The sequence below is a fragment of the Pseudarthrobacter naphthalenicus genome (assembly GCF_029076445.1).
Taxonomy (GTDB): domain Bacteria; phylum Actinomycetota; class Actinomycetes; order Actinomycetales; family Micrococcaceae; genus Arthrobacter; species Arthrobacter naphthalenicus.
The window spans coordinates 25,362-49,846 of record NZ_JARESG010000010.1 but is presented as its reverse complement, the minus strand read 5'-3'; the positions used below and the strand labels follow the sequence as shown (position 1 = coordinate 49,846).

The 24,485-nt window shown below is 65.5% G+C and carries 23 protein-coding genes; 14 read left to right on the top strand and 9 right to left on the bottom strand.

What is annotated here, in order from left to right; translation table 11 throughout:
• Positions 1-46 precede the first annotated feature (46 nt).
• The 8 genes from PY310_RS11450 (at position 47) to PY310_RS11415 (ending at position 10,574) form a co-directional block, all read left to right on the top strand.
• Complete coding sequence (locus PY310_RS11450) at positions 47-523, top strand: MarR family winged helix-turn-helix transcriptional regulator (RefSeq protein ID WP_275214506.1); 477 nt, start codon at positions 47-49, stop codon at positions 521-523.
• Between the two features lie 10 nt (positions 524-533).
• Positions 534-2,168, top strand: a complete 1,635-nt coding sequence (locus PY310_RS11445) for an MFS transporter (RefSeq protein WP_342755744.1) — start codon at positions 534-536, stop codon at positions 2,166-2,168.
• A 181-nt stretch (positions 2,169-2,349) separates the two neighbouring features.
• Positions 2,350-4,083: an ABC transporter ATP-binding protein gene (locus tag PY310_RS11440; protein ID WP_275214505.1), complete on the top strand. Its 1,734-nt coding sequence runs from the start codon at positions 2,350-2,352 to the stop codon at positions 4,081-4,083.
• A complete protein-coding gene (locus tag PY310_RS11435) occupies positions 4,080-6,143 on the top strand; it encodes an ABC transporter ATP-binding protein (RefSeq protein ID WP_419095475.1) in 2,064 nt (687 codons plus the stop codon). The genes PY310_RS11440 and PY310_RS11435 overlap by 4 nt, the downstream gene beginning before the upstream one ends.
• Positions 6,144-6,193: 50 nt before the next feature.
• A complete protein-coding gene (locus PY310_RS11430) occupies positions 6,194-6,610 on the top strand; it encodes an acyl-CoA thioesterase (RefSeq protein ID WP_275214504.1) in 417 nt (138 codons plus the stop codon).
• A 92-nt stretch (positions 6,611-6,702) separates the two neighbouring features.
• On the top strand, positions 6,703-6,942 hold the full coding sequence (locus PY310_RS11425; protein WP_275214503.1) for a PLDc N-terminal domain-containing protein: 240 nt from the start codon (positions 6,703-6,705) through the stop codon (positions 6,940-6,942).
• Between the two features lie 73 nt (positions 6,943-7,015).
• Positions 7,016-9,250: an McrB family protein gene (locus PY310_RS11420; protein WP_275214502.1), complete on the top strand. Its 2,235-nt coding sequence runs from the start codon at positions 7,016-7,018 to the stop codon at positions 9,248-9,250.
• 130 nt (positions 9,251-9,380) lie between these two features.
• Positions 9,381-10,574: a 5-methylcytosine restriction system specificity protein McrC gene (locus tag PY310_RS11415; RefSeq protein ID WP_342755745.1), complete on the top strand. Its 1,194-nt coding sequence runs from the start codon at positions 9,381-9,383 to the stop codon at positions 10,572-10,574.
• A gap of 25 nt (positions 10,575-10,599) precedes the next feature.
• Here the strand turns inward: PY310_RS11415 and PY310_RS11410 are convergent, their stop codons facing one another.
• Positions 10,600-12,255: a sensor histidine kinase gene (locus PY310_RS11410; RefSeq protein ID WP_275214501.1), complete on the bottom strand. Its 1,656-nt coding sequence runs from the start codon at positions 12,253-12,255 to the stop codon at positions 10,600-10,602.
• A gap of 100 nt (positions 12,256-12,355) precedes the next feature.
• On the opposite strand from PY310_RS11410, the gene PY310_RS11405 reads away from it, so the two are divergent.
• The gene (locus PY310_RS11405; protein WP_275214500.1) at positions 12,356-13,114 is read left to right on the top strand and encodes a response regulator transcription factor; all 759 of its coding nucleotides are present in this window, start codon (positions 12,356-12,358) and stop codon (positions 13,112-13,114) included.
• On the opposite strand, the gene PY310_RS11400 is transcribed toward PY310_RS11405, so the two are convergent.
• The 3 genes from PY310_RS11400 to PY310_RS11390 all read right to left on the bottom strand — a co-directional run bounded on the left by PY310_RS11400 (position 13,087) and on the right by PY310_RS11390 (position 14,605).
• Positions 13,087-13,497, bottom strand: a complete 411-nt coding sequence (locus tag PY310_RS11400) for an Hpt domain-containing protein (protein WP_275214499.1) — start codon at positions 13,495-13,497, stop codon at positions 13,087-13,089. The two genes, PY310_RS11405 and PY310_RS11400, sit on opposite strands and share 28 nt — an antisense overlap.
• Positions 13,498-13,707: 210 nt before the next feature.
• Positions 13,708-14,151 carry a very short patch repair endonuclease gene (locus PY310_RS11395; protein ID WP_275214498.1) on the bottom strand — a complete coding sequence of 148 codons (444 nt, stop codon included), beginning with the start codon at positions 14,149-14,151 and terminating at the stop codon, positions 13,708-13,710.
• A 19-nt stretch (positions 14,152-14,170) separates the two neighbouring features.
• Positions 14,171-14,605 (bottom strand): pyridoxamine 5'-phosphate oxidase family protein, encoded by a 435-nt coding sequence (locus PY310_RS11390; protein WP_275214497.1) that lies wholly within the window; start codon positions 14,603-14,605, stop codon positions 14,171-14,173.
• 242 nt (positions 14,606-14,847) lie between these two features.
• On the opposite strand from PY310_RS11390, the gene PY310_RS11385 reads away from it, so the two are divergent.
• The 3 genes from PY310_RS11385 (at position 14,848) to PY310_RS11375 (ending at position 17,630) form a co-directional block, all read left to right on the top strand.
• Positions 14,848-15,513, top strand: a complete 666-nt coding sequence (locus PY310_RS11385) for a DUF6318 family protein (RefSeq protein WP_275214496.1) — start codon at positions 14,848-14,850, stop codon at positions 15,511-15,513.
• Between the two features lie 147 nt (positions 15,514-15,660).
• The gene (locus PY310_RS11380) at positions 15,661-16,458 is read left to right on the top strand and encodes a hypothetical protein (RefSeq protein WP_275214495.1); all 798 of its coding nucleotides are present in this window, start codon (positions 15,661-15,663) and stop codon (positions 16,456-16,458) included.
• A gap of 101 nt (positions 16,459-16,559) precedes the next feature.
• Positions 16,560-17,630, top strand: a complete 1,071-nt coding sequence (locus PY310_RS11375; protein ID WP_275214494.1) for an alkene reductase — start codon at positions 16,560-16,562, stop codon at positions 17,628-17,630.
• Positions 17,631-17,832: 202 nt separating this feature from the next.
• On the opposite strand, the gene PY310_RS11370 is transcribed toward PY310_RS11375, so the two are convergent.
• Positions 17,833-18,129, bottom strand: a complete 297-nt coding sequence (locus tag PY310_RS11370) for a hypothetical protein (protein WP_275214618.1) — start codon at positions 18,127-18,129, stop codon at positions 17,833-17,835.
• Between the two features lie 138 nt (positions 18,130-18,267).
• Here PY310_RS11370 and PY310_RS11365 point away from each other — a divergent pair, with 138 nt between their 5' ends.
• Complete coding sequence (locus PY310_RS11365; RefSeq protein WP_275214493.1) at positions 18,268-20,640, top strand: Tex family protein; 2,373 nt, start codon at positions 18,268-18,270, stop codon at positions 20,638-20,640.
• 35 nt (positions 20,641-20,675) lie between these two features.
• Here PY310_RS11365 and PY310_RS11360 read toward each other — a convergent pair whose 3' ends face one another.
• From PY310_RS11360 to PY310_RS11345, 4 genes are read right to left on the bottom strand one after another with little or no spacing between them, the layout of a single operon-like run.
• Positions 20,676-21,416 carry a YqjF family protein gene (locus PY310_RS11360; protein ID WP_275214617.1) on the bottom strand — a complete coding sequence of 247 codons (741 nt, stop codon included), beginning with the start codon at positions 21,414-21,416 and terminating at the stop codon, positions 20,676-20,678.
• Positions 21,417-21,455: 39 nt separating this feature from the next.
• A complete protein-coding gene (locus PY310_RS11355; RefSeq protein WP_275214492.1) occupies positions 21,456-21,839 on the bottom strand; it encodes a DUF1622 domain-containing protein in 384 nt (127 codons plus the stop codon).
• Between the two features lie 58 nt (positions 21,840-21,897).
• Entirely contained in the window at positions 21,898-22,758 is an 861-nt protein-coding gene (locus tag PY310_RS11350; RefSeq protein WP_275214491.1) for an NAD-dependent epimerase/dehydratase family protein, read from the bottom strand.
• A gap of 4 nt (positions 22,759-22,762) precedes the next feature.
• Complete coding sequence (locus PY310_RS11345) at positions 22,763-23,686, bottom strand: MSMEG_6728 family protein (protein ID WP_275214490.1); 924 nt, start codon at positions 23,684-23,686, stop codon at positions 22,763-22,765.
• Between the two features lie 229 nt (positions 23,687-23,915).
• On the opposite strand from PY310_RS11345, the gene PY310_RS11340 reads away from it, so the two are divergent.
• Positions 23,916-24,440 carry a hypothetical protein gene (locus PY310_RS11340; RefSeq protein ID WP_275214489.1) on the top strand — a complete coding sequence of 175 codons (525 nt, stop codon included), beginning with the start codon at positions 23,916-23,918 and terminating at the stop codon, positions 24,438-24,440.
• Positions 24,441-24,485: the final 45 nt, after the last annotated feature.

Here is a 24,485-nt window from a genome sequence, read left to right as displayed (position 1 = left end):
TTAGCGATATAGTTGCTTGAGGCAAACAACTGAGGAGTAATTCATCATGGCAGTCGCGCCGGACACCGCAGCGGATCTGGTCTACCGCATCTTCGATCTGCAGCGGGTGGTCCGATGCGTCGCGTCGGCGAGCTTCCGCGGGCAGGACACCGGTGTGGCGCTTCAGGGTGTGCTTCGGTATGTGGGGGAGGGGGAATCCCGCGCCACGCACCTTGCGGAGCGCCTGGGCGTATCGGCCCCCGTCCTCAGCCGGCACATCGCGGACCTCGAAGAGCAGGGGTACGTTGTCCGGCGGCAGGACCCGTCCGACGGGCGCGCCCAGTTGGTTGCCCTCTCCCAGGCAGGCGTGGAGAAGCTCCGTCAGATCGAGGAGCAGCGCACGGCCACCCTGCAGGGCTACCTCAGCAACTGGAGCCAGGAGGACGCCGAAGACACCGCGCGGGTCCTGTCCCGGCTTTCCGAGGCAATCAAACAATCAGCCCGGGCAACGGCGGCCGGTCCCATCACCACACCGACCCCCTAGAAGGACTCTTATGTCGAGCCAACCACCCGCCGCGCCACCCTTGGCGATGACCCACCGCCAGATCATGGAAGCCCTGACCGGGCTCCTCGCTGCGTTCTTCACCGCCATCCTCAGCAGCACCATCGTGGCCAACGCGCTGCCCACCATCATGTCCGACCTGCACGGCACCCAGACCGACTTCGCCTGGGTCATCACCGCCGCCCTCCTGGCCAACGCCGTCACCACCCCCATCTGGGGCAAGCTGGCGGACCTCTTCAACAAAAAGATCCTGGTCCAGCTGAGCATCGTCATCTTTGTGGCCGGTTCCGTGATGGCCGGCCTCTCCGAAACCATCCCGCTGCTGCTCACCGCCCGCGTTATCCAGGGTGTTGCCATGGGCGGGCTCACTGCCCTGGCGCAGGCCATCATCGGCACCATGATCCCGCCGCGGGACCGCGGCAAATACTCCGGCTACATGGGCGGCGTGATGGCCGTCGGCACCGCCGGTGGCCCGCTGCTCGGCGGATTCATCGTGGACAGCCCGCTGGGCTGGCGCTGGACCTTCTTCGTCTGCGTGCCGCTCGCCGTCGTCGCCCTCATCCTCCTGCAGCTGACCCTCAAGATCCAGCACGTCAGGCGCCCTGCCAAGATCGACTGGCTCGGCTCCATCCTGCTGACCTCCGGTGTGAGCCTCCTGCTGATCTGGGTTTCCTTCGCCGGCAACCCCGCCTATTACGACTGGGTCTCCTGGCAGTCCGCCGCCATGGTGGGCGGTGGCCTGGTGCTGCTGGCCCTGCTGGTGCTTGTGGAATCCAAGGTGGAACAGCCCATCATTCCGCTGAAGATCATCTCCGAGCGCACCACCGCCCTGGCCATCCTCGCCTCCGTGGCGGTGGGCATTGCGATGTTCGGCTCCACCACCTTCCTGGGCCAGTACTTCCAGGTGGCGCGCGGTGCCACACCCACCGAAGCCGGGCTCCTGACCCTGCCGATGATTGCCGGCAACCTGACAGGCTCCGTTGTGTCCGGCCTGCTGATCAGCCGCACCGGTAAATGGAAGGGCTACCTGATCGGCGGTTCCATCCTGCTGATCGGCGGCCTGGGCCTCGCCGGCACCATGGACCACACCACGGAGCTCTGGCAGGCCGGAATCTTCACCGCCATCCTGGGCGTGGGCCTGGGCATGCTGATGCAGAACCTGGTGCTGGCCGTCCAGAACACCGTCCGGGCCTCGGACATCGGCACAGCCAGCGCGTCCGTGGCCTTCTTCCGCTCGGTAGGCGGGGCCATCGGCGTCGCCGTCCTCGGCGCCGTGCTCAGCAACCGGGTCACCCAGCTCGCCAAGGAGGGCCTGGCCGCGGCCGGCATCCCCGTGACCGGCGGCTCGGCCGGAGCCTCGCTGGACCTGGTGGACATGCCCGCACCTGTCCGCGAGATCATGCGCGCCGCGTACGGTGATGCCACTGCAGAGGTCTTCCTGATCTCCGCCGTGGTGGCCGTGGTGGCGCTGATCTCAGTGCTGTTCATCAAGGAACGCCCGCTGCGGCGCACGGTGGACATCCAGCCGGACCCCAGGCCCGGCACCGTGGCTGAAAGCAACCCCGACGGCCAACCGAACGCTGACGGCGAGCGTTCGACGGCGGGCCTTGCGTCCGCCCGTCGCTGACCTGCACCGGAACTGCCTGTTCGCGGCGGATCACCGGCTCCCGTACGCCCCGGGGATGATTCTGCCCCGGCGTATATCGGCCTGACAACGGATTTTGTACAGTAGGTAGGCTAATAATGTCGGCCTCTGCTGCTAAGACTTATCCAATCATTTCGCGCTCTCTCCCTAAGGACCCGTGGGCATGCTCCTGACCCTCATACGGCGCTATTCCAAGCCGTATACGCCGTACATCGTGGCCGTGGTTGTTTTCCAACTGGCGTCAACCATCGCAGCGCTCTACCTGCCCAGCCTCAACGCCCGGATCATTGACGAAGGCGTTTCCCGCGGGGACACCGATTTCATTTGGCGCACCGGGGCCGTGATGCTCCTCGTGGCCCTGGTCCAGGTGGTGGCAGCCATTGCCGGGGTCTACTTCGGCTCCAGGACGGCCATGGCCGTGGGCCGGGACCTCCGCCGCGGCGTGTTCCGCAAGGTCACCAGCTTCTCGGCGAAGGACGTGAACGCCTTCGGCGCCCCCACCCTCATCACCCGCGGCACGAACGATGTCCAGCAGGTCCAGATGCTGGTGCTGATGGGGCTGAACTTCATGGTGGCCACACCCATCATGTGCATCGGCGGCATCATTATGGCACTGCGCGAGGACCTCAGCCTGTCCTGGCTGGTGTGGGTGTCCGTGCCGGTGCTGATTGTGGTGGTGGGCTACCTCGTGGTCCGGCTGATGCCGCTGTTCCGCGCCATGCAGAAGAAGATCGACCGCATCAACGCCGTGCTGCGTGAGCAGATCATTGGCATCAGGGTGGTCCGCGCCTTTGTCCGCGAACCCTACGAGACGGACCGGTTTGGCGTTGCCAACAAGGACCTGACGGATGTCTCCCTGAAGATCGGGGCGCTGTTTGTCCTGATGTTCCCGGCCATCGGCATGATCCTGCACCTGTCCACGGCCGCGGTGCTGTGGTTCGGCGGCCAGCGCGTGGATTCCGGCGACATGCAGGTGGGCGCCCTGACCGCCTTCCTTCAGTACCTGCTGCAGATCCTGATGGCCGTCATGATGGGCACGTTCATGGCCATGATGATCCCGCGCGCCTCCGTCTGCGCGGACCGCATCGGTGAGGTGCTCGACGTCGAACCCTCCATTCACGATCCCGAACGTCCGCAAACACCCGCCGCCCTCGAGGGCGTGGTGGAGTACCGGAACGTCACCTTCGCCTACCCCGGCGCCGAGTCGCCCGTGCTGAGCAACATCAGCTTCACTGCCAGGCCGGGGGAGACCGTGGCCATCATTGGTTCCACCGGTGCCGGCAAGACCTCCCTGCTGTCGCTGCTCCCGCGCCTCTACGATATTGCCGAGGGTGAGGTCCTGTTGGACGGTGTCCCCGTGAGTGACCTGGACCGGGCCGAGATCACCAAACGCGTTGCCATGGTCCCGCAGCGGCCCTATCTTTTCTCCGGCACCATCGAGCACAACCTGCGTTTCGGCAAGACCGAAGCCACGGACCAGGAGCTGTGGGACGCGCTGCAGATCGCCCAGGGCGAGGACTTCGTGCGCGCCAAGAAGAACGGCCTGAACGCCCGCATCGCCCAGGGCGGCACCAACGTCTCCGGCGGCCAGCGGCAGCGGCTATGTATTGCCCGGGCCCTGGTGACCCGGCCCAAGGTGTACCTTTTTGACGACTCCTTCTCGGCCCTGGACGTGGCTACGGATGCCCGGCTCCGAGCGGCCCTTAAGCGCACCACCGCCGATGCCACCGTCATTATCGTGGCCCAGCGCATCACCACCATCACGGACGCGGACCAGATCCTGGTCCTGGACAACGGCAGGATCGTTGACCGCGGAACCCACGAGGAGCTCCTGGAAACCTCGCCCACTTACCAGGAAATTGTTGAATCCCAGCTGAGCGTGGAGGAAATGGCATGAGCGCCGCCAAGAAAGACGCCACCGGCCTGAACCTCGAAAAGACTGAATCCGCGGCAACACCGGAGGACCTCTTGGAGGACGACGAATTCTTCGAGGAGGAGTTCAAACCCTCCGAGGCTGACGGCGACATGTTCGGCGGCATGCCCGCCAAGAAGGCCGAACACTTCTGGCCCTCCGCCAAACGCCTCCTGGGCCTGCTGAAGCCCGAAGCCATGGGCATCTACGCCGTTGTTGCACTGGTGGTGGTGTCGGTGGTCCTGAACGTCATCGCCCCCAAAATCCTCGGCCAGGCCATGGACGTGATCTTCGGCGGCGTGGTGGGCAAACAGCTGCCCGCCGGTGCGAGCAAGGAACAGTTCGTTGAAGGGCTGCGCCAGCAGGGCCAGGAAAACTTCGCGGACATGATCTCGAAGATGGAACTGGTGCCCGGCACCGGGATCAACTTCCAGAAACTCTCCGTCCTGATTGCCATCGTGCTGCTCATGTACTTCGTGGCCAACATCTTCCTATGGCTGCAGGGGTACGTGCTGAACCGCATCGTGATGAAGGTGATCCGCCGGCTCCGTGACGATACCGAAAAGAAGCTGAACAAGCTTCCGCTGAACTACTTTGACACCCGCCAGCGCGGCGACGTGCTCTCCCGTGTGACGAACGACGTCGACAACGTCCAGCAGGCACTGCAGCAGGCGTTCGCGCAGCTGATCAGCTCCCTCCTGACGGTCATCGGCATCGTCATCATGATGTTCATCGTGTCCTGGCAGCTCGCCCTGATCGCCCTGATCGCGCTTCCGCTCTCCGGTGTGGCCGCCGGGCTGATCGGCTCCCGGAGCCAGAAGCTCTTTGCCGCCCAGTGGAAGAATACGGGCGAGCTCAACGGTCAGATCGAGGAGTCCTTCTCCGGTCACGACCTGGTCCGGGTGTTCGGCCGTGACGCTGACATGCTGGAACGCTTTGAAGAGCGGAACGAGGCTCTGTACAAGGCCAGCTTCGGGGCCCAGTTCGTCTCCGGCATGATCTTCCCGGTCATGCAGTTCGTCTCCTACCTCAGCTACGTCGGCATCGCCGTGGTGGGCGGACTTCGGGTGGCGTCAGGCTCGATGTCCCTGGGTGATGCCACGGCGTTCATCCAGTACTCCCGCGAGTTCACCCAGCCCCTGGGCCAGATGGCAGGCATGGCCAACATGCTGCAGTCCGGTGTTGCCTCCTCCGAGCGGGTGTTTGAATTCCTCGACGCCGATGAGCAGGACGCCGAGACCGCCACGGATCACCTGCCGGCCAAGACCGACGGCCACGTGGAGTTCCGGGACGTCACGTTCAGCTACACCGAAGACAAGAAGCTGATCGAAAATCTGTCCTTCACCGCAGAGCCCGGCCACACCGTGGCCATCGTGGGTCCCACGGGTGCGGGAAAGACCACCCTGGTGAACCTGGTGATGCGCTTCTACGAGCTCAACTCCGGGTCCATCACCCTCGACGGGGTGGACATCACCAGGCTGAGCCGCTCCGAGCTGCGCTCCAAGGTGGGCATGGTGCTCCAGGACGCGTGGCTGTTCGGCGGCTCAATCTACGACAACATCCGTTACGGCAATCTGGACGCCACGGAGGAACAGGTCATGGCGGCGGCCAAGGCCACCTTCGTGGACCGCTTTGTCCGCGCCCTGCCGGACGGGTACAGCACGGTGATTGACGAGGAAGGCAACAACGTCAGCGCCGGCGAGAAACAGCTCATCACCATCGCGCGCGCCTTCGTGGCCAACCCGTCTCTGCTCATCCTGGATGAGGCCACCAGTTCAGTGGACACGCGCACCGAAGTGCTGGTCCAGAAGGCCATGGCGGCGCTGCGGACGGACCGCACCAGCTTTGTGATCGCCCACCGGCTGTCCACCATCCGCGACGCCGACACCATCCTGGTCATGGAGAACGGCAAGATCGTGGAGCAGGGGAACCACAAGAAGCTGCTGGCCGCCGAAGGCGCGTACTACCGCCTGTACCGGTCCCAGTTCGCCGGTGCAGACGCTGAAGCAACGGCTGTGGATGATTCGACGGCGGTGCACAGCTGAGCGCGCAGGCCGGCGCGGCCGGGCCGCGCCGCATCGAGGTCCTGGTCCCGATGCGCTGGGGCGACATGGACGCCTACGGGCACATCAACAACGTCCAGATCGTCCGGATGATGGAGGAAGCCAGGATTGCTGCGTTCGGGCCGCCGCGGGGCACAGGCCTGCCCGGCGTCGAACCCGAAGTGGGGCTCTTCAACGAGGTGCCCGACGGCACCCTGGCCCTCGTGGTGGACCACAAGATCCGTTACGTCAGGACGCTCGAGTACCGCAATGTCCCGGCCGTGGTCCAGGTGTGGATCGGGGCCGTGAAGGGCGCCAGCTTTGACATTCATTACGTGGTGCAGGATCCGGTGACCCGGGAGGACTGCGTCCGGGCCAGTAGCCACCTCGCCTTCGTGGATGCGGACTCAGGGCGTGTCCTGCGCCTGACACCCGAGCAGAAGGAACGGATGGCGCCGTTCACCTTTTAGGCTGCCGGACAGGCGGTCCCCCGGCCGCACCCGTTGCACGGGCGGGGCGCACACCCGAGACTGGGTATATCGATCTAAGGAGCGTTGAAAGAATGGCCAAGAAAAACAAAAAGACCTGGAAAGAGATGTCCCCGGCGGCACGGGCAGGAGTCGTGGCGGTAGGGATAGTGCAAATGGCGCTGATGCTGGCTGCCCAGCGGGACATCAGCAGGCGCCCGGCAGCGCAGATCAACGGGCCAAAGGCGGCCTGGCGGGCGGCTGCCCTCATCAATTTCATCGGCCCGATGGGGTACTTCATTCTTGGCCGCAAGCGGCCCGGTTCAGTCACCTAAGATGCCCGGGCAGGATCGGTGAGCACACGGACCTAGGAGCAGGCACCCAGCTTGAACCTGTAAATTTGACCATATGACCCCGCCTCCCAAGACTGCAATGCATCGCGCCCTCGGCGTCTCCAAGGAGATTGAGGAGGCGGCATGGTTTGTGCTCGGTCCGGGGCTGCAGGGCAAACCCTCCGCCTTGGACGGCAAGACCCTGACGTGGACGGCCGACGCCGCGGCCGAGCTGTTGGGGCGTCTGGAACAGGGGGTCGCGGACGCCAAAGCGCCCATGATGACCAACCTCCGGCAGAACCTTGAAGGGGCCTCCCGCGAGGCGAAACAGCTTGCCGTGGAACTGCTCTTCCTGCAGTCCCTGCCGCTGGCTCACGAGGTGAAGTCGCTCAAGGTCAAGCGCGCCCGCGTGGCTGAAGCGGCGTCATGGCTGGAGCCCGCGCTGGAGCTGCCCGGGGAACTGTACAAGGACATGACGGACCACGGCGTCATCCGGGACCGCACCGCCGAGTTCAACTGGACCATCTGGGACCACCTGAAGTGGCTCTGCCGCTTTGTGCAGCATGTGGACCAGCAGGTCCCCGCCGCCATCACCAAGGCGCTGAAGGATCCCCTGAAGTTCCATGAGCTGGCCGCCGGCGCCCCGGAGGACCAGCCTGCCATCCGCCGCAGCATCGAGTATCTGGCGTGGCCCAGCTACTTTGAACCCGTTGTGGCCGACGTTGAACGCCGGGAGATCCGTGACGCCTTCGCTTCCCTGGTGGGCGGCGCCAACGGCGACTCGGACGCGGACATCACCGCCGACATCCACCGCATCCGCCTGCACCTGGACGAACAGGCCGGCCAGCGCATCGACTGGTACGCCCGCCAGCTGGTCAGCCAGTGGCGCAAGGTGGGGGACCCCGGGCGCCGGGCCTGGCTGGTGCGTACCCACAGCGACAACGCCGAGCTCCTCGCCGCGTGGCACGAGGAGGAAAAGGTGACGCTCGACGTCGAACATCTCCGCCACCTCGATCCGGGCGTAACTGCCGGGTTGGTGCAGCACGCGGTGGATGAGGATTACAAGCACCTGGGCTACGTGGAACGGGAGGACACGAAGACCGCCGTCTTCGCGTTCCTTACGGTCATGAAACCGGGCGATCTTGTCCTGTACCAGACCGCGGGCGCCGTGCGGCTGGGCGTGGTGCTGGGCGAACCTGAGCACAACGAGGACAACCGCCAGATGCGGCGCAAGGTCCGCTGGCTCGACGGCGAAGGGCACGCCACCGGCGAGCTGCCCCGTCACGTGCAGCGCCAGCTGGCCACCGCCGGCATCGTGGTGGATGTCACGAAGGTGGTGCAGGCGCTGCAGGCGCTCGTCCCCGGTGAGGCGGAACCGGACGACGACGATCCCGCAACAGCCGCCGTCGAAGTCGTCCCGGTGCTTGAGGGCTTCCGCCCGCTGGACCGCGAGTTCGCGGATTCGCTCCACATGGAGCTCGAGCCGCTGCAGGAGATCGCGGAACTGCTGGCAGAGAACCGCCAGCTGGTCCTGTACGGTCCGCCCGGCACCGGCAAGACGTACCTGGCCAAGCACCTCGCGGCGGAGCTCGCGCAGGACAGCACGGACGAACGGGTGAAGCTGGTGCAGTTCCACCCCTCCTACGCGTACGAGGACTTTTTCGAGGGCTACCGGCCGGACAAAACTGATGAGGGACAGGTGTCCTTCAAGCTCGTGGCGGGCCCGCTGCGCCGGCTGGCCGAGGAAGCCGCCAAGCCCGGAAACGAAAAGAAGCCGTACTTCCTGATCATCGATGAGATGAACCGGGCCAACCTGGCCAAGGTCTTCGGCGAGCTGTACTTCCTGCTCGAGTACCGGGATGACCGGATCTATTTGCAGTACAGCCCGAACGAGCCGTTCACCCTGCCGGACAACCTGTACATCATCGGCACCATGAACACCGCAGACCGGTCCATTGCCATGATGGATGCCGCCATCCGCCGCCGGTTTGCGTTCATCGAGCTGCACCCGCAGACCGAACCGGTGAAGGGTTCGCTGCTGCGCTTCCTGCAGGCACGGGAGCTGGACACCACGCCGGCGCTGCTGCTCGATGCGCTCAACGCGGCCATTGACGAGTGGGACCGGGACCTGATGATCGGCCCGTCCTACTTCATGAAGCCGGCGGCCCAGACCCCGGCCGGGCTGCGCCGGATCTGGAAGTACGAGCTGATGCCGCTGCTCGAGGAGCACTACCACGGCCAGCTGACCCGCGCGCAGTTGGAGGAGCGGTTCGGGTTGGAGCCGCTGCTGGGACGCCTTGCGGCCGGCTAAGGGGCTGCCGGCCGGGTCTGCGCTGCCCAAGTCTGCTGCCGCCAAGCCACTGCCGGTGAAGCCACTGCCGCCCAAACCCCCGCAGGCGCCGGCGCACGGCGGCCCGGTGACGGGGAGCAGGCACCTGGTCCTGGACGAGCTGTCCGGCGGCGTGGTGGAACGGCTGGACCCCGCCAGCGCCGCGTTCCTGAACTCGAGCGGGCTGGTAAAGGCCTCGCCGATGGGCATGGGCCTCTACCGGATCGAGCCGGTGGGGAAGGTGGGGTCGGTCCGGACCGCCACCATTCAGCTTGATGTCCGGCCCAAGGACCGGCTGGGCCTGAGCCGGCTGCTCTTCCTCCTCAGCTACGCCGGAAACCAGGGCTTCCGGGCAGACTCCGTGGCTGCTGTGGAGGACCGCGAACTGTGGAGTGCGCTGGCGGAGTCGCTGGCACAGCTGGCGGAGCGTGCGTTGGGCCGCGGAGTGCTGCAGGGCTACCGGACAGTGGATGAGTCCCTCCGCACGGTCAAGGGCCGCATTCGGATTTCAGACCAGATCTCACGCCGCCCTGGCATGCTGGTGCCGCTGGAAGTGTCGTACGACGAGTTCACCGAGGACATCGCAGAAAACCGGATCCTGCGCGCGGCGCTGGAGCGCATGGGCCAGGTCCCCCGGGTCCGGCCTGAGGTCCTGAGCCGCCTGCGCCAGCTCAAGGGAAAGCTCGACGCCGTGACCAGGCTGCCGGCGGGCGCTCCGCTGCCGCCGTGGACGCCGAGCAGGATGAACGTCCGGTACCACTCAGTGCTGCGCCTGGCCGGGCTGATCCTCCGGAACGCGTCCGCGGAGGCCGGCGAGGGCAAGCAGCAGACGGCATCATTCGTGGTGGACATGGCGCAGGTTTTTGAGGACTTTGTGGGCGCGGCGCTCCGGGAGGCGATGGCGGCGTACCCGGGGGAGACCCGGCTGCAGTACAACGCGCTCCTCAGCGAGGCCGTCCGGGACGCTGACAGGCTCTCGGTCCGCCCGGACGCCGTGCACGTGCTCGATGGCCGGCCCGTGGTGGTGTACAACGCCAAGTACAAGGCCGCAGCGGATCTCGGCGCGTCCCTCACGGCCGACCACTACCAGATGCTGGCCCACTGCACCGCCCTCGGTGTGCCGACCGCATGGCTCGTCTACGCGGGTGCGGGAGAGATGAAGCTGCGGCGGATCCTGAACACGGATATCGACATAGTTGAGTTTCCGCTGGATCTGTCGCTGCCGCCGTCGGACATTCTTGCTGCGGTGGCGGAGCTGGCTCGGCAGTCCTGGGGTGAGGTACTCCGCACGTCAGCCGCCGGCTAGTCCCAGACGCTCCCTGCGCCTGGGCCTATACCGGCAGCCGGACGATGAAGGTGGTGCCTTCGCCCAGCTTGCTTTCCACTTCGATGGTCCCGCCGTGGGCCTCCACAATCGCCTTGCTGATGGACAGCCCCAGCCCCACCCCGGGTATCGCGGTCCGGCGCACATTGCTGGTCCGGAAGAACTTTGAGAACACTTCAGCCTGATCCTCGCTGCTCATACCCATCCCGGTGTCACGGACACGGCAAATGACCTGTTCGCCGTCCTGCGCCAGGGACACCACCACGTTTCCGCCGTCGGGAGAGTATTTGATGGCGTTCGAGACGAGGTTGTCCAGCACCTGGGAGATCCGCGGGCCGTCCACGTGGGCATCCAGCCGCGCCGGCGCGTCAGCTTTGAGTACCACGCGGGCGGCATCGGCCTTGGGCAGGGCGGCGGAAATGCTGGCGCGCACCAGTTCGGCCACGTCCACCGCGTGCGGCGTCACGATCAGTTGGCCGTCCCTGGTGGCGAGCAGGTCCGACACCAGGGTGAGCAGGCGTTCCGAATTGCGCTTGATGATGGTCAGCGGCTCCAACTGGTCTTCCCGGGGCTCGTCCTCGAGGAGGATTTCCACGTAGCCCAGGATGGATGTCAGGGGTGTCCGGAACTCGTGGGAAACGCTGGAGACGAACTCGTCCTTGGCGGCCAGGGCATTGACCAGGTCCGTCACGTCGCTGAAGACGATGACCGAGCCCGCAAAATGGCCGTCGGCATCCCTCATTGCACGGGCGCTGGTGGTGATGGCCCGCTGTTCCTTCCCCGCCCCGAGCCAGATGAGGTAGTCCGTAAATGTCTCGCCCATGACGGCCCTGCGGACGGGCCGCTCCTCCACCGGCATCAAGGTGGTGCGGTCCGCGGCGAAGACCAGCAGCTGCGACTCGTTCGGGTCCTCGCTGTCTTTCGGGGTGGCAAGTTCGTGGTTGGCCCGCTGTTTGCGGTTCATCAGGATGTCGTGGCCGTCCGCGTCGACCGCCAGGACGCCGATGTTCACGGTTTCCAGGACCGAGTTCAGCAGGGCCTCCTGCCGTTTGGTGCTGCGGAGGCTGGCTTGGAGCTGTTCGTCCTTTTCCTCCAGGACGCGCTGCTGCCTCATCATGCTGAGCGTCAGGACGCTCACCGATACCCCGATGCCCAGCATCATGACGGGGAGTAGGAGTGACTTGACGAGGCTTGGCCCGGACAAATCGGCGCGGATGACCAACGGAACCCAGATGATGGCGAGCGGGCCCAGGAAAGAGAACCAGAGGGAAAGCCGTGGATAGTAGCCCGAGGCGCAAAGCCAGATGACCGGGAAGACCGCCAGGAGGCTGATGCCCGTCAGGCTTTCCTGCCCGCCCTCCCGGCCCAGCGCGACCGAGAAGAAGTCCAAGACGGGGATGATCAGGAAGCTTGTGTACGGCAGCCTGTGCCACGGCACCAGCAAGCATAGCGCCATGATGGCCAACTGGGATCCCAGGAACGCCAGGAACAGGGGATTGTCCATGGTGTGGGGGTAGAACGCCCAGATGAGGAACGCCGTGAGAAGGGTGGTCACAAACAACGGGAGCTGGCTCAACGCTACCCGGTCCGTCAGCCGGTATTCGTGGAAAGGGCGCCGGAAAAACCTCAGCCGGCCCGCTGCCCACGCCACCGGCTCAGTCATGAAGGGCAGCCAGAAGTGTCAGGGTTGTGAGACGCATACCAACAGGGTATCGGCAGCGGGCTATACTTCTCACGTTGTCAAGCTGGCTGAGGGGGCTTGTATGAGTGAGGCACGAGTGGGCCTGGTCATCGAGGATGACCAGGATATTCGGGAACTGGTCCGCGCGGTCCTGACCCAGGCTGGGTTTGACGTGAGCGTTGCGGCCAGCGGAACCGAGGGTGTTCTGGCGGCAAGATCGCTGAATCCGGATGTCATCACCCTGGATCTGGGTTTGCCGGATATTGACGGGTTTGAGGTCTCCCGGCAGATTCGTGAATTTTCTGACGCCTACATCGTGATGCTGACGGCTCGGGCCGAGGAACTGGATACCCTGATCGGTCTGGAGTCGGGGGCCGATGATTACCTCACCAAGCCGTTCCGTCCCCGGGAGCTCCGGGCGCGGATTGCGGCAATGATGCGCCGGCCCCGCTCAGCTCCTGACGCTCTGGAGGATGCCGCCGCAGCGGAGCGGGCGGACGATCCGGGAGCGGGACATTACAGCCACAATGGACTGGACCTGACGTACGCGTCCCGGTCCGTCACCGTGGATGGCCAGGAGCTGAACCTGACGCGGACGGAGTTTGAACTGCTGTACGCGCTGCTCGAGGCGGGCCGGACCGTCCGGACGAAATCTGATCTGGTGCGTCGCCTCCGGGACGAGGATTACGACGTCGGCAGTTACATCAGCGAGGCGGACGAACGGTCGGTGGAGGTCCACATGGGAAATCTGCGGAAGAAGCTCGGCGACTCACCCCAGCGCCCGCGCTGGCTGCAGACCGTACGTGGCGTTGGTTACCGCTTGGCGCCCGCGGACCGCTGAGACTCCAAGCGGTGCAGCGTCTGGCTGCAGCACAGGCTGATGGGTCTGAGGTAGTCCGCAGCCAGTTGCGGGAGCGAGACGGAGGGCTCCTTGCGGGGTGAATCCTCCCGGATGGAGCGTTCAAGGTCTATGGCCAGTCCGGCCAGCCGCTCGGCGCCCACCATCTGGCTCGAGGTCTTGATGCTGAGGACGGCATCCACTGCTCCGGGCAGGTCTCCGGTGGTCAGGGCCACGCGCAGCTTGCCGATCCGGACCGGGAGGTAGTCGATGAAGTTGCTCACAAAGACGGTGCAGTAACCCTCATCGTCGGCCAGTTCATCGCGGAGGCGGTCCAGGACCGAAGGATCCACCAAGGGGCGCCCGGCATCATCGGAGGGGGCCATTTCTGTCCTTTCCGGTTGCGTCGCCCATCCCGAAAAGCCGGGGTGGAAGCCAGGATCGTCTTGCATCTTCAGGGTAAATCGCTTCCTCTGTGCGGCGGCCCTCCGGGATCAAGACTGGGGTTTTCCTGTGGAGAATGCGGTTTTTTGCCGTAGGAGTTCATCTTTGCCGGTGCCGCTCAATTCGGGCGCGGGCAAACACTCAAGAATGGCTCAAGTTCCGGAGCGGTTTTCTTGCGCGCCAAGAAAGCCCACCAACTGCGCTTCGAGGGCGGAGCCGTCTTTCAGCTCGCATTCCCACACGGTGAGCACCTCCCAGCCCAGGGCTTCCAGCTGACGGCGTTGCTGGCCGTCGCGTTCGCGGGTCCGGGCCCGTTTGGCTTCCCAGAAGACAGCGTTGGCCTTGGGGGCGTGCTGCCCGGCGCGGCAGTCGTGGAAGTGCCAGAAGCAGCCGTTGACGAAGATGACTTTGCGCCGGCCTGCGAAGACCAGGTCCGGGGTTCCGGGCAGGCGGACGCTGCCGGCCTTGCCGTGGAGCCGGTACCGGTATCCCCTGGCATGTAGGAGACGGCGCACCAGCAGCTCCGGTTTGGTGTTCTTGCCCCGGATCCGGGACATGTTCCAACTCCGCTGCTCGGGCGTCAGCCTGTCTGACATGCTTCCAGTCTAGAAGCTCCTAGATTTCCCGTTCGGGCTGTTCTCCGAACAGGAAGTGACGGCCGCTGACGGACGTGGGCACAACCTCCACGTAGAAATCCTTGAGCGTGGGCACCCAGGTTTTCAAGCCAAGCTCTTCGACGGCGGCGACTTCCGCGGAGCCGCTCAGGACCCGCGCCGTTCCCCGGAGAACCACTGACCAGGCTTCATCAGAGAGAATGCCGTCCGTTTCAAACAGCACCTTGGAGTTGATGGTGAGCTGGGCCAGCTTGTTCCCGGGCGCCGTGCGGAGGTAGATCTTCCGGTCGGAAGCGATGTAGTTGACGGGGAAGATGTCCGGTTCGCCGGCAACAGAGACCACCAACCGGCCGTGCCTGGTGGCTTCCAAGAGTTTCCAGGACTGCTCGTCATCGAGTTCCAGTACGGGCTGGCCGTCGGGGTGCGTGTACATCATAAAGGCCATTGTTCTACGTTCCGTAGAAGAATTCTAGGGCTGGATGGAGGAATTTCGGATTAAGTTGGCAGGTGTCCACTCTGGTGGGCAGCAGAGCCGTTTGACTTCTGCCGGGGCAGCGCGGTGGTAGAACCTTTGCTTGGTGGCTGTGGATAACTTTGATCGCTCCGATGTGTCCTGGGCTACCCTTAGATCATTGTTCGGAGCGAGGCGTCTTGAAACTATCGGGGGATTAGCTGCCCATGACATCGCACAAGTTCTTCACCGCCCGGCATCTGCGTGCCGCCACCATCGCGGGCGTTGCGTCGGCCGCGCTGGCGCTTTCCGGCTGCAACGCCGGTGGCAGCCCGGGCGGGACGGATACCTCCCCGGCGGCGGTATCGCAGACGCCCACGGCAACCGCCAGCCCCACGCCTTCCCCGACGTCCACCCCGGCCTATGTGCCGGCGTCCGCCAGTGGCCGTGCCCAGAACGTCCCCGTGCCTGTACTTCCGGATGTAGGGAAAACGGAGACAAAGGAGGGGGCAATCGCCTTCGCTCGCTATTGGTTTCAGGTTCTTAGCTACTCGTATGAGACCGGGGATCTCTCACTCCTTGATCGCTTGACCCCTCCGTCATGTGGCCCATGCCAGAAGTCTGCGGAGGCTATCAGGGCCTGGCACTCCGAGGGCAGATGGCTGGTCGGAGGTCAGATCACCACACCAGCTGTGGAAAGTACTTTCTCAAAGGATGAAGCGGGAAAGTACAAGGTCTCCGCACAGGTGCACCAGGTTCCCCTGTCCTATTTACGTGCGGATGGCACCGTTGCGCATACAGACCCCCAAGCTGCTGATCAAGGCAACTTGTTGATCATTTCGTACAGCTCCGATTCGTGGCGGCTGGACGAAGTCGGAAGCATTGTCGGCTAGCAGGTGGCGAAACGGGGGATGTTCGGATATCGCGGAGTCCTGCTTTCCGTTGGCTTCCTCGTACCTCTCCTTGTGTCGCCCGGCTACGAAACCAGGACCGAGGATCCCGCATTCGGTGGGGCATGGAAACCGGACACAGTTGGAATTGTGGGGTACGTCTGGGATGCTGCGGCGAACGATTTCATTCGACAGTCGCCGGGGGCCGTGCCCTCGGACCCGAATAACTACAAGTACGAGCTCCAATGCCACATAGGTGGGGGCGACTTCGACTCGGTCTGCCTGCGGAGTCAGATCGAGTGCCCGGACCGCGCCGACGGCGAGGTGGGTATCCCGGTCATCTGGTACTCCATGCCCCGAGGTGTTCCGGGCGCTGTCTGGGCTATCCATTCGGGTCCCACCTGCCTTTATGACGCCCAGCCTGAGGACCTCCTGCCGCGAATAGCGGCCGCGATCCAGCGGCAGTTCGAGAGCCTGCCCATCAACGCCGGCGCCGTGGTCGCGCAGCCGAGTCCGCACACCCTTCGTGGGGCCGAAACGAACTTCTACGCAAACGCCTCGGAACAGCAGTTCGACGTGACGATGTTCGGGCAGAAAGTCCATGTTGTGGCCACCCCGGCTCAGTACACCTGGAACTACGGCGACGGCACGGTGTTCGGCCCGCAGCCGTCGATGGGCGGCCCCTTGCCGCAGGAACGCTGGGGAGAGAAGACCCGGACCAGCCACATCTACGCGCAGACGGGCGACTTCCGGGTGGTCCTCACCACCTCCTTCCAGGGCACCTACTCGGTGAACGGCGGCCCGCCCCTGCCTATCCCGGGCCAGGGCCAGTTCAGCGCGCCCCCGCAAGGTATCAGCGTCTGGCGTTCCATCACCCGGAACTACGCCGATGACTGCAACGCGAACCCCCAAGGGCAGGGCTGCCCGGGCGTGCCGGCAGGACGGTAAAACGCCTCCGTCACCAGGTGTGATGGCCCTCTCACCCGGAATAGATGCAGACGCTAACCAGTTGGGACCAGCAGAACGAATCCCTTCGAAAGGAACTGCCTGTGCTGTTTTCCCCGTTGACTCTTGGTGAGCTCGAACTGTCCAACCGCCTGGTGATGGCGCCCCTGACCCGTCTCCGTGCGGGCCAGGAAGGCGTACCCGGTCCGTTGCTCGTGGAGCATTACCGTCAGCGCGCCTCACTTGGCCTCATCGTCAGCGAAGGCACCTATCCGAGCCCGGCCGGCCGTTCCTACATGGGCCAGCCCGGACTTGTCACCGAACAGCAGGTTGCCGGCTGGAAGAAAGTCACTGACGCCGTCCATGCCGAGGGCGGCCGCATGTTCGCCCAGGTCATGCACGGCGGCCGGGTGTCCCACGAGGACATCACCGGCGGCCACCAGCTGGTGGCGCCGAGCGCCCTCGCCGTCGACGGCGAAGTCCGTACCCCGTTCGGCAAGAAGCCCTACCCGGTGCCGCACGCGCTCACCCCTGATGAGCTGCCCATCGTGATGCAGGAAATAGTGGCCGCCTCACTCAACGCCATCGACGCTGGTTTCGACGGCGTCGAGCTGCACTCCGCCAACGGATACCTCCTGAACGAATTCCTTGCCCCGAACTCGAATGTGCGCACGGACAGCTACGGCGGATCCCCGGAAAACCGGGCCCGTTTCGTGATTGAAACCGTGAACGCCGTGGTGGCGGCAGTCGGCGCCCACCGGGTGGGCATCCGCATCTCCCCGGAGCACCAGGTCCAGGGCATCGCCGAGACCGACGCCGCCGATGTCCGTGCTACCTACGAAGTTTTGGTGGACAGCATCGCACCCCTGAATCTCGCCTACCTCAGCGTCCTGCACCAGGACCCCACCAGCGGGTTGGTGCAGGATCTCCGGGCGCGCTTCAACGGCACGTTCCTGGTCAACTCCGGCTTCGGCACCATCACCACCCGGGAGGAAGCGGCCGCCCTGGTGGCCAACGGACACGCGGACGCCGTGGTGGTGGGACGCCCCGCCATCGCCAACCCGGACCTCGCACGGCGCTGGAAGGAAAACCTTCCGCTGAACGAGCCGGATCCGTCCACCTTCTACGCGGACAGTTCGGCGGGCTACACCGATTACCCCGCGCTCTCGGCCTAACGGTCTACCGGGCAGGAATACTGAACTAACAGCGACGGCGGCACCCAGCTTGGGTGCCGCCGTCGTTGGTTGCCGGTGTGCTGTCCGGCAACTGAAGCCCAAGCCATCCGACGGCTTGGGGCCTCTTGATGAGAGGAAAGCTCGCTCTTACGAGAGCGGGCGAAAGCCAGAATACTCCAGCCAATGCGCTACTGCTAGGGGCCTACAGGAAAGCTTCGCGGCCGGTGCCCTCCCGCATCACAAGTTTGTCGTCCTGGATGGATACAAGGAGGCTTTTGGGCTTGCCGCTGACTTTCGTGATGGCCTTCAGGCCGCGGTTGGTGACCTCCACGCCGACCTGAGCCCCCTTGGCGGGCAGCTCGATGGATGCTTCGTAGGCTTCGCCGATGAGCGGGTTCGTTGACACGCCGACGTCGCGCCGAACTTCCTTGCCGTTAACCATGACGGTGATGTTGGCCTCGTCGAATCCATCCTGAAAGACGATGAGCAGTTCCCGCATGGTGGCCTCTTCCTCGAGAGTGATTGCCTGTGACTGCATATCCACTACAGCACTTCGCGGCCCGCAGCGGAATACCCGGCCATCCCCAAGCCTCGGACCAAGGAGGTGGCGGTCAGCCGCGTAAGGCAAAATGTTCAGGTGACCACCCAACTTCCGTCTGCCCCGTCCACGCCCGCGTCCGCCACCACCCCGGACAGCGCCATTCATGCCCAGATCGCCGCTGAGCTCGGCGTCAAGACCTGGCAGGTGAAAGCCGCCGTGGAACTGCTCGACGGCGGGTCCACCGTCCCGTTCATCGCCCGGTACCGCAAGGAAGCCACCGGCACGCTCGACGACACCCAGCTCCGTGAGCTCGACGAGCGCCTCCGCTACCTCCGCGAACTCGAGGACCGCCGTCGTACCGTCCTTGAGGCGATCGCGGCGCAGGGCCAGCTGACCGCCCAGCTGCAGACCGCGATCCTGGCCGCGGACACCAAATCCCGCCTGGAAGACATCTACCTCCCGTTTAAGTCCAAGCGGCGCACCAAGGCCCAGATCGCCCGCGAAGCCGGCCTCGAACCGCTCGCCGACGCGCTGCTCCGGCGGCCGGACCTGGACCCGGAACGCGAGGCCGCCAGGTACCTGAACGCGGAGCACTCCATTGGCGACGCCGCTGCCGCGCTCGCCGGTGCGCGGTCCATCCTGGTGGAGCGGGCCGCCCAGGACCCGGATCTGGCCGCCACCCTGCGGGAGCGGCTCTGGGCCCAGGGCCGGATGGTGTCCCGGGTCAGGAAGGGCAAGGAGGCTGAAGGGCAGAAGTTCGCCGACTACTTTGAGTTCAGCCAGGTTCCGTCCGGAATGCCCTCGCATCGTGTGCTCGCGCTGCTGCGAGGCGAGAAGGACGGTGTCCTGGAGCTGGACCTGGCCGAAGCTGATCCGAATAACGACGCCGCCCTGACCGCCGCCCGTGCCCGCTATGAGGCTGCCGTGGCGAGGTGTCTCGGCGTGGCGGACCGCGGCCGTCCGGCGGACGCGTGGCTGATGCAGACGGCGGAGTTCGCCTGGCGGTCGCGGGTCCTCGCCCGGCTCACCTCCGACCTTCGCGGCCGCATGTTTGCCGCCGCCGAGGACGAAGCGGTCCGGGTGTTTGCCGCCAACCTGCGCGACGTCCTGCTGGCGGCACCCGCAGGGAACCGCGCCACCCTGGGCCTTGACCCGGGGCTGCGGACCGGGGTGAAAGTGGCCGTGGTGGACGGAACCGGCAAGGTGGTGGCCACCGACACCGTCTATCCGCACGCGCCGGCCCGAAAGTGGGACGAAGCGCTCGCCACCCTCGTGGGGCTTGCGCAAAGACATAATGTTGAGCTCGTGGCCATTGGCAACGGCACGGCATCCCGCGAGACCGACAAGCTTGCCGCGGAACTGATCAAACTGCTTCCCGCCGCCGAGAAGAAGCCACAGAAACTGGTGGTTTCCGAGGCGGGGGCGTCCGTGTATTCGGCGTCGGCGCTGGCCGCTGCGGAGCTTCCCGGCATGGACGTGTCCCTGCGCGGCGCCGTCTCCATCGCCCGGCGGCTGCAGGACCCGCTGGCCGAACTGGTGAAGATCGATCCCAAATCCATCGGCGTGGGCCAGTACCAGCACGACGTCACGGCATCGAAGCTGGACCGCAGCCTGGATGCTGTGGTGGAAGACTGCGTCAACGCGGTGGGTGTGGACGTGAACACCGCTTCGCCCGCGCTCCTGAGCCGCGTGGCCGGCGTCGGACCCCTGCTGAGCGAAAATATTGTGGCCTACCGGAACGAACACGGGCCGTTCGCCAAGCGCAGCGAATTGAAGAAGGTTCCCCGGCTGGGGGCCAAAGCTTTTGAACAGTGCGCCGGCTTCCTGCGGATCACCGGGGGAGCGGAGCCGCTGGATGCGTCCAGTGTGCACCCGGAGGCGTATTCCGTGGCCCGCAAGATCCTGGTTGCCGCCGGGTCTGCGCCGGCATCGTCCCTGGACCCGCGGGCCTTTGTGGACGGGACATTCGGCCTCCCCACGGTCCAGGACATCCTGGCAGAACTGGACAAGCCCGGACGCGACCCGCGCCCGGCCTTTGCCGCAGCGACGTTCTCCGAGGGCATCGAAAAGATCTCCGACCTTAGACCCGGCATGGTGCTGGAGGGGACGGTGACGAACGTGGCCGCCTTCGGTGCCTTCGTTGACGTGGGGGTGCACCAGGACGGCCTGGTGCACGTGTCCGCGCTGGCCAACCGGTTCGTCTCCGACCCGCGCGAGGTGGTCAAGTCCGGACAGGTGGTGCGCGTTAAAGTGCTGGAAGCGGATCCGGAGCGCAAGCGGATTTCCCTGACGTTAAGGCTCGACGACGAGGTGCCGCCGCCCGGCGGACCCCGCCCCCGCAACCAAAACGCTGAACCGGGACGGGCGTCGGCCGGCAAACCTCCTGCCGCCCGGCCGCAGCCGGCCAAGCCGGCTCCCGCCGACACCGCCATGGCTGAGGCGCTCCGCAGGGCCGGCCTCGGCAAGTAACCGGCACGCCGGCGGGACGGACCCCGCGAAGTCTGCTAGGGAAGCAGCACGCGCGGGCGTCCGAACTGGGTCCGGACTCCGGGGGAGTAAAGGACAGAGTCAGGGGGGCCGGACACGTTGAGGCCGGCGGCGCGGATCAGTCCGTCGTGGAGTCTCGTCACCTCGGCCCGGTGAAGGGGCCACGCAGCATGGGTGTTGGGGACGTACAGCGTGCGCCGGCCGAGGGTGGTGTGGAGGCCGAACCTCGCTGTCAGGTGAATGGACAACGGATCGGCAGCGACCGTGTCCAGGTCCGGCACGGCGTCGAAGTCGCTCCGCGCCCCGTCCCTGAACCGGCGGACAGCGAACCCGACGGAGTTATCTGCCGGCGACCGGCGGAAGCCCGCGCGCGACCAGACGTACGGGATTCCGGCCGCCCGGGCGGCCAGGACCACCGCCAGCCGGTTGGCGTCCAGGCTCAGGAACACCACGCCGCGAGTGCCTTCCGGTTCCCGGGAGTAAAGCCGGACATTGATCTCGTTGAAGTCCCCGAAGAAGGGGACCGCGGGGCCGCTGCCGAGGCCCGCCTTGCGCATGCGGAAACCAATCAGACCCACCCATGACGAGCCGTCGTAAACGTCGGGTACCACCCCCGGCGGCATGAAGCGTGCTGCCTCGGATTCAGGCAAACGCCAGTGCAGGAACAGGGCGTCAGTCCAGCGCTGGTCCATGATGATGGGAGCCGGGAGCGGGGGCGCGTCCGGCCAAGGATCCGGCTCCTTCGCGTGGGAAATCATCATGACCTCTGTCCTCTTCCTGCGTCCTCTTCCCAGGGGCTAAGCGTCCGTCCGCGCCGTACCCGCGGGTGCTTTCTGCCAGGGCCAGCGGCCGGTAATCTCCAGCTCCAGCGAGAAGCTCAGGAACGTCCGGATCAGCACAATGATAGCCAGCACGCCGACGCTCTCGAACGTGGGTGTCACGGCTACCGTCCGGATAATATCGGCCGCCACCAGAAGCTCGAGGCCAAGCAGGATGGACCTCCCCAGCAGTTGCCGGTAGGCGCGGTACACCGTCAACTTCTCGGCCCCGGCAGGCAGCTTTCGGGGCTGGTATCCGCGCAGGGCCATCGGAATGGACACCAGAGCGCCGATAACCATCACGGATACGCCGGCCAAGTCCATGAATTTGCCCACGGCCTCGATGATCTGCTGGAAATCCACCCTGCTCCTCGTCTGTCACGTGAGTGTCGCCCGCACAAGAGGCGCCTACCAAAGCAGCCTACGGGTGGCGGACTCCAGTTCCGGCGAGGACCGCGCGGTAGCCTTCCCGGAACGTCGGGTACGAGAACTCGAGCCCGGAGGACCGGAGCAGCGCGTTGCTGCAGCGCTTGTTGCCGCCGCGGGCCTCGCCGGCCGGACCCACCGGGGGTTCGGGGCACCCCATCTCGGCGGCCAGGAAGCGCAGGACGTCCCCAAGCTCCGCGGGATCGTCATCCACACCCACATAGAACTGCGCCGGGTCGGCGGCCAGCAAAGCCAGATGCACGATCGCAGCGGCAGCGTCGTCGCGGTGGATCCGGTTGGTGAACCGCGGTTCGTCGGGAATCACGGCGGTGCCGCTCCGGACCTGGTTTATCAAACGGGTACGCCCGGGCCCGTAGATCCCGCCCAGCCGCAACACAACGGCCTCGGAACCGGTGCCGCGCAGCCGCGAAAGCAGGAGTTCCTCCGCCTCGCGGAGGACACGCCCGGAGAATCCTGCAGGCGCCGCCGTCGTACTCTCATCAACCAGGCCACCGCCTGCGTCCCCGTAAACCGCGGTGGAGGACACAAAAAGCACCCGACGCGGGGTGACGCCGTCGCGTTCCAGGGCATCGAGGACGTGCGCCAGCCCGTCCACGTACGCGGCCCGGTAGGCCGCCTCCGTGGGGGAATCGGCAGCAACAACGACGACGACGGCGGTGGTGTCCGCCGGGATGACCGGCAGCTCCGTGCCGCTCAGGTCGGCCGCGACGCCCTCGATCGCCGCCGGCAGCTTCTCCGGCGAACGGCGCCAGCCCACCACCCTTTGCCCTGCTGCGGCAAAAAGCAGCCCTGCCTCAGTGCCTAAGTCGCCGCAGCCGGCCAGGAGAACCGTCATGCGTTCACCCGGCGAGCACTGAAGGAGCGGGAACCGGGAAGAACACGCGCGGATCCTGCAGCAGCGCGGGGTAATCGAACGCGGACCGGTCGATCACCTCGGTGACAGCGAAATTGCGACCGAAACGGCCGTCCTCGAGCGTGATGGGGCGGCCCATCACCTGCCCCACGGCGAACCTGCGGCCGTCCTCGAATGACACGGCAACCGTGGTCTTGCCGGGCAGCGTGGCGAAGGCTTCCTCCTGCGCCTGGCGTTTCCGGGTGGGCTTCTTGACGAGCTTGGGAGGCAGTTTGCGCGGCTGCTTGGACGGGCGGCGCGAACCGTCATCAATGTAAACGGGTGAGTAACCGTCCGCGGCAACCGTTGCGGCGGCGTTCCCGCGGCGGACCGGGGGCAGCGCCACGGTGGTGAGCTGCTCCGGATCAACCTCGGGGTGCGGGTCGCGGAGGATCCAGAGGAAGTCGTCCTCCGGTTCGGCCGGGTAGAACTCGTGCTTGGGCTCGGGCCAGATGTAGTCGAGATCCAGGTCGGCGTCCGGGAACACGGCCTTGTAGAACTTCGGTTCCTTGTGCACCAGCTTCGCGCGGTGACTGAGATGGAAGTCGGCGTTACCCAGCCATTCCGGCATGGGAATCTTAGCGGCGTAGTCCGGGTGGGCGGCCTGGGGGGCGAACTCGGCGATGTTCGCCCGCGTGTTGTCCGGGTGGCCGCGGGCGATCCACTCGTCCACCATGGTCAATCCGTAAAGGGTCAGTGCCGGCACATGGCCCATCCACATGCGCACGGCGGGGTGGGTTTGCCAGCCGTATTCGGGGATCACCAGGGCCCGGAGGGTCTGCAGCGCCTCGACACGCTGTTTGCCAAGCCTGGCGGTGTCCAGTGCTGCGGCGCTCTGCCGGAAATCGGGATACGGAAGGAAGGTTTGCATTACTTCAGTCTGACGGCACGCGGCGGATGTGCCAATTGCAGTGCCCACCGCCACACGGACGGACCTGCCGGCACCGCCGCAGTGTTCACATAGTGGACCGATGCATACACCGGTTGCCATTACCCACTAAGATCACCGAAACGCCCCACCGTCCCGGAAGCCCACCATGACAATTTCACCTGAAACGACCGCTGGCCCATCGTCGCACTTCAAGCCCAAGTTCGGGCAAATGTTGAGCCCGGAGGCCAAGGGCATCCTGGTCCTTGATGAATTTACGCTGGACCCTGCAGAAGCACGGAAGGAGCAGCACGGCTTCCGCGCCGTGATGGCATCCGTGGCTCTGACCCTCCGCAGGATCGTTGCGCTGCGGGTTGTGATTGCGCTGGTGGCCATCGGCAACCTGCCCCTGTTCCTGCTGACGAGCGGCATGTGGATCTACGCGGTGTCGCTCACCCTGGTGGTCGCCGTCCATTTGGCCGTTTCCTGGCTCAACAAGCACGAACCCAAAGTTCGCCAGCGCCAGCTGCTGGAACTTCACCTGCACCGCGAGAAAAGCGCCAACTACCGCAAAGTCCGCGACGCCGTGAAGTACATCATCGACACGCCCAGCCGCATGAACGAGCACCTGTACCTCGAACTGCTGGCTGCCAAGCGCGTGGCACTGAATGTCGCCCACGGCACGGTGGCGCTGCTGGACACCAGCGACGCCAGCGCCTGGAAAGTACGGATTGTGCGGGAAATCCCGGGGGCCTAACTGCCAAGCACCTGACCGTCAGGCAACAGCGAAGAACTAAACAGC

Coding starts and splice junctions, on each gene's coding strand:
- PY310_RS11390 (WP_275214497.1), bottom strand. CDS start 14,605: ATGATGTACACGCACCCCGACGGCCAGCCCGTACTGGAACTCGATGAC.
- PY310_RS11360 (WP_275214617.1), bottom strand. CDS start 21,416: ATGATTTCCCACGCGAAGGAGCCGGATCCTTGGCCGGACGCGCCCCCG.
- PY310_RS11405 (WP_275214500.1), top strand. CDS start 12,356: ATGAGTGAGGCACGAGTGGGCCTGGTCATCGAGGATGACCAGGATATT.
- PY310_RS11400 (WP_275214499.1), bottom strand. CDS start 13,497: ATGGCCCCCTCCGATGATGCCGGGCGCCCCTTGGTGGATCCTTCGGTC.
- PY310_RS11340 (WP_275214489.1), top strand. CDS start 23,916: ATGTTGAGCCCGGAGGCCAAGGGCATCCTGGTCCTTGATGAATTTACG.
- PY310_RS11440 (WP_275214505.1), top strand. CDS start 2,350: ATGCTCCTGACCCTCATACGGCGCTATTCCAAGCCGTATACGCCGTAC.
- PY310_RS11425 (WP_275214503.1), top strand. CDS start 6,703: ATGGCCAAGAAAAACAAAAAGACCTGGAAAGAGATGTCCCCGGCGGCA.
- PY310_RS11430 (WP_275214504.1), top strand. CDS start 6,194: ATGCGCTGGGGCGACATGGACGCCTACGGGCACATCAACAACGTCCAG.
- PY310_RS11450 (WP_275214506.1), top strand. CDS start 47: ATGGCAGTCGCGCCGGACACCGCAGCGGATCTGGTCTACCGCATCTTC.
- PY310_RS11445 (WP_342755744.1), top strand. CDS start 534: ATGTCGAGCCAACCACCCGCCGCGCCACCCTTGGCGATGACCCACCGC.
- PY310_RS11395 (WP_275214498.1), bottom strand. CDS start 14,151: ATGTCAGACAGGCTGACGCCCGAGCAGCGGAGTTGGAACATGTCCCGG.
- PY310_RS11370 (WP_275214618.1), bottom strand. CDS start 18,129: ATGCGGGAACTGCTCATCGTCTTTCAGGATGGATTCGACGAGGCCAAC.
- PY310_RS11410 (WP_275214501.1), bottom strand. CDS start 12,255: ATGACTGAGCCGGTGGCGTGGGCAGCGGGCCGGCTGAGGTTTTTCCGG.
- PY310_RS11435 (WP_419095475.1), top strand. CDS start 4,080: ATGAGCGCCGCCAAGAAAGACGCCACCGGCCTGAACCTCGAAAAGACT.
- PY310_RS11350 (WP_275214491.1), bottom strand. CDS start 22,758: ATGACGGTTCTCCTGGCCGGCTGCGGCGACTTAGGCACTGAGGCAGGG.
- PY310_RS11345 (WP_275214490.1), bottom strand. CDS start 23,686: ATGCAAACCTTCCTTCCGTATCCCGATTTCCGGCAGAGCGCCGCAGCA.
- PY310_RS11385 (WP_275214496.1), top strand. CDS start 14,848: ATGACATCGCACAAGTTCTTCACCGCCCGGCATCTGCGTGCCGCCACC.
- PY310_RS11420 (WP_275214502.1), top strand. CDS start 7,016: ATGACCCCGCCTCCCAAGACTGCAATGCATCGCGCCCTCGGCGTCTCC.